Origin of the sequence: Nostoc sp. CHAB 5715 (assembly GCF_020829685.1) — a bacterium.
Classification (GTDB): Bacteria; Cyanobacteriota; Cyanobacteriia; order Cyanobacteriales; family Nostocaceae; genus Nostoc.
Genome location: NZ_JAIVFR010000730.1, coordinates 1 through 3,943, shown reverse-complemented (window position 1 = coordinate 3,943; position 3,943 = coordinate 1). Strand labels below are relative to the sequence as shown.

General features: G+C 41.6%; 4 protein-coding genes and 1 pseudogene. 1 reads left to right on the top strand and 4 read right to left on the bottom strand.

What is annotated here, in order from left to right:
• From LC574_RS30095 to LC574_RS30085, 3 genes and pseudogenes are all read right to left on the bottom strand, one after another.
• Positions 1–744, bottom strand: a pseudogene (locus tag LC574_RS30095) (glycosyl transferase group 1); the annotation flags it as partial.
• Positions 745–754: 10 nt separating this feature from the next.
• On the bottom strand, positions 755–1,744 hold the full coding sequence (locus tag LC574_RS30090; RefSeq protein ID WP_229457271.1) for a GDP-mannose 4,6-dehydratase: 990 nt from the start codon (positions 1,742–1,744) through the stop codon (positions 755–757).
• Between the two features lie 503 nt (positions 1,745–2,247).
• A complete protein-coding gene (locus tag LC574_RS30085; protein ID WP_229457270.1) occupies positions 2,248–2,691 on the bottom strand; it encodes an anti-sigma regulatory factor in 444 nt (147 codons plus the stop codon).
• Between the two features lie 253 nt (positions 2,692–2,944).
• Between LC574_RS30085 and LC574_RS30080 the strand changes: the two genes are divergently transcribed.
• The gene (locus tag LC574_RS30080; RefSeq protein ID WP_229457269.1) at positions 2,945–3,334 is read left to right on the top strand and encodes a hypothetical protein; all 390 of its coding nucleotides are present in this window, start codon (positions 2,945–2,947) and stop codon (positions 3,332–3,334) included.
• Between the two features lies 1 nt (position 3,335).
• Here the strand turns inward: LC574_RS30080 and petD are convergent, their stop codons facing one another.
• Positions 3,336–3,818 (bottom strand): cytochrome b6-f complex subunit IV, encoded by a 483-nt coding sequence (gene petD, locus LC574_RS30075; RefSeq protein ID WP_069068452.1) that lies wholly within the window; start codon positions 3,816–3,818, stop codon positions 3,336–3,338.
• Positions 3,819–3,943: the final 125 nt, after the last annotated feature.

Here is a 3,943-nt window from a genome sequence, read left to right as displayed (position 1 = left end):
TATGGTAAAGAAGTCTGGGAAAACCTGAGCGATTTGTGGTAACGCCCGAATCGTTACATCTACACCCTTGTAAATATCCCCTGACCATAACCGCGCTACTGTCATTAACACCTTAGCATCAGTTAAGCCATACTTCTTTCCTAATTCTGGCTGCTTGGAACCAGGAGTAAATTTATCCCCATCAATTGCACAAGGCATCATCTGTACCATTTTCGGATTTAGACTATTAGCGGCACAGGCGCGATCACGGCTGTAACGACTAATTGTCCAAATTCCAGCTGCTGATGTCAGGGCGCGACGTTCTTGATTTTTGAGCGGTTCCCAGACTTCTTTACCATAAGTTAGCACTGTGTAAGGAATCCCCAAGGGCTGGCAAAGAGTTTGTACTAATACTCCTAAGTTAATATGACCGCAGAAAACTTGTTCTGGACGGTTTTGTAACAGACACTTAAGTAAAGCTGCTGCCATTTGCAATCTCCCCAAATAGGGAGACTGATTTTTAAAGTAATGAAATTTTAAGTTCTTGTCTTTAAACGGATTTAAGCTATCAGGACTATCTCGCAGCAAAAATACTTCCGCTTTGTAGACTTGGCTCAATCCCAGATAGGCGCGAAAAATATCTTTTATATATGATTGGATACCGCCTTCGTGGGCAAAAATTTCTAAAAACACGAAGACATGATTAGTTTTTTTGTTAATTTTATCACCTAACTTTAGGTTTTCTGTCACTGTAGTGATATGCATGTTAGGTTATTTACACTTGCGGTAAAGGCGCGATCGCACCGCTTTTTAACCGCTCTAAATCTGTTTTTACCATTTTTTCTAAAAGTTCCTCAAAGCTCACTTGGGGTTCCCAATCAAGATTTATTTTAGCTTTACTGGGGTTGGCTACTAGTTGAAAATGCTCATCTTGTCGCAATAATTTGGTATTTAAAACTATATGGTGCGTCCAATCCAATCCTACAGACTCAAAGGCTGCGGCAACTAAATCTCTTACACTGTGCAGTTTACCAGTGCCTATCACATATTCTTCTGGTTCATCAACTTGCAACATTCGCCACATTGCTTCTACGTAATCTCCAGCAAAGCCCCAATCGCGTTTAGCATCTAGGTTACCTATTTCTAAGGTGTCAGTTAAACCCAATTTAATCGATGCAGCTGCCAAAGAAACTTTGCGTGTAACAAACTGAGGTGGACGCAGAGGAGACTCATGGTTATATAAAATTCCACTACAGGCAAATAGCCCATAGCGCTGTCTGTGATGCACCATAGTCCAATGGGCGTGCATCTTGGCCGCCGCATAGGGGTTTTTGGGGCGAAAAGGCGTTTCTTCATCTTGAGGCGAAATAAATACATCGCCAAACATTTCTGAACTGCTGGCTTGATAAAATCTGGTAGACAAACCAACTTTTCGTACTGCTTCCAAAAGCCTGGTAGCCGTACCAGTTATCAGATCCAGGGTTCCCAATGGGTCGTTCCAAGAGTCGGGTACAAAACTGGGAGCCGCTAAATTGTAAATTTCTTGGGGACGCAGCTGTTCAACTGCGGTCAACAGCGCCGCATTATCCCTCAAGTCAACCGTAAAAATTTCTACCTGATTTGCCAGTGTTCCCAGTTTGGTCAAATTAGGTTGTCGATGTGGGGGTACTAATCCTACAACTCGATAACCACGGTTGAGGAGCAAATGGCTGAGATAGTAGCCATCTTGACCAGTAATTCCTGTAATTAGGGCTGTCTTAATCATATTTTGTCCCCTATTTCCTCTATCTCTTTAAGCACAAAATGACACTTGTTGGAGAACAAAAATAAGACTCTCAACACTGCTGACAAATATTAACAAGGGAGCTAATGTAACTCGAATGTTATCTTTACTGTATTCATTAATTCTTTTTATACAACAATATTCTTTGAGGCTTTACAAAAAAATCATAATAAATAAGCAATTTTACGTAAAAAACATATTACCCCAATCCAGATAATATTGAAAAAGAGTATACTTTTATCAATCAAATAACTATATATTTGACCAATGACTCCTTTTGATCGTGCTTCTATTTTGATATGAGATTTATTTATATTCTAAGTAAAAATATTTATTTTGAGACGCAAAGCACGTTAGCCTTTAGCGTCTCGTAGAGATAAATAATGTGTCCAAGTTTGAGCAACCCGAAACTTTTTATTTACGAGGTTCTCTCCTCTGCACCCAGCAAGAACTGCCCCCTTTCCTCTTCTTTGGCTGCTTCACTTTTACTTTTGTGCTTCTTGAGAGTATTTGACGATAAGGAGGCAATTTCTACCATCTGCACCACGTTCGTATACAACACGATCAGCTAACCGCCGCAGGAGAAACCATCCATACCCGCCTACTTGCAGTGTACCTGGTTCTGGCTCTGCGATCGCATCAGGATTGAAAGGTTTTCCATAATCCCAAATTCTAATCTCTAGTCGGTCAATCCAGAGATAAATGTTAATCTCAATGGTTGTTTCTGGGGGTAAAGCATGATGAGCGTGACGAACAGCGTTGGTAAAGCCTTCTGCTAATGCTAAATTTAGGCGATCAAGTTGGGTTTTTGACCAGCCAAGTCGAGACAAATGTTGCAGACAAAATTGCTCGAACCATTCTTGCACCTGGTTTAGGAGACTTAGTTCGCTCTTAACCGTCAGATGGTCTTGCTGCACTATGCTAAACATTAACTGTGACTTAAATATAAGTAAACCCAAGTTGCTAGTTATTAAATTTTGCACTATTCGCAGAATTTCTTTGATATAGAAAAATCTAAACTGAGATATTCTATGTCCCAAAAGACAAAACATGAACGATTCTGGCATTTCGAGGATTGTAACTAGCAACTTACGTTAACTAAGTGAAAAATGTTTGTATTTGATGACTTTTGGTGATTTTAGATTTTGGAATAGCTTTTCCATCCAAAACTTCAGATCCCAGATGCAATCTGAATTATTGAAGAAGAATTCAGGAGTCAGAATTCCGGAGCAAAGCCGGAAACGCTCCGCCTCCGGTCAGAATCAAGACGCTCTCTACGAGACGCGCAAGGGACGGGAACTCGCTCATAGCGTTGCTATGCCGTTGGCGCAGCCTCTAGTAGAGAAGGCTTTACGCAACGCTTACAGTGGGGGATTCAAACCCGTCACTGATTTGGTGGGGGACTTAAACCCAGTTATTCATCCACTTTTTCGTTCAGAATTCAATTCTGAATTCTGGCGACTGACGCATGTATTCTTTTTTGTTAAAATTGACGCCTGTAAATTTTTTTCAAGAGCACATCTGCATCTGCTCTTGAAACTCACAGGCGTCAAAGCACTTTGTGGTGACTAATTTAGAATAGTCCCAAGGTCAAAGATTTATCCAATGGCAAGGCAGCACCAATACCCAGCCACAAGGTGACAAGGGTACCAAAGAGGAATACTGTGGTTGCAACTGGACGACGGAAGGGGTTTTGGAACTTGTTAACGTTCTCAATAAAGGGAACGAGGATTAGCCCCACTGGTACAGAACCCATTGCTAACACTCCTAAAAGTTTGTTAGGAAGCGATCGCAAAATCTGGAAGACTGGATACAAGTACCACTCTGGCAAAATTTCCAATGGTGTGGCGAAAGGATTTGCTGGTTCACCGGTCATAGCGGGATCTAGCACAGCTAGAGCCACGATCGCAGCGAAGGAACCCATGATCACGATTGGAAAGACGTAAAGTAGGTCATTAGGCCAAGCGGGTTCACCGTAGTAGTTGTGACCCATGCCTTTAGCTAGTTTGGCTCTTAACTGAGGATCGCTCAGGTCAGGTTTTTTTTGTGTTGACATTTTGAAATGTGCTCTCCTGCTTAAGTTAAATTAAAGCATTTGTGAAAGCTATCAGCTACTAGGCAACCCTAGCCTTGCGGCAAACAGCGTTTGTCTATTTACACTCAGCCGCCTGGATAGTCTCT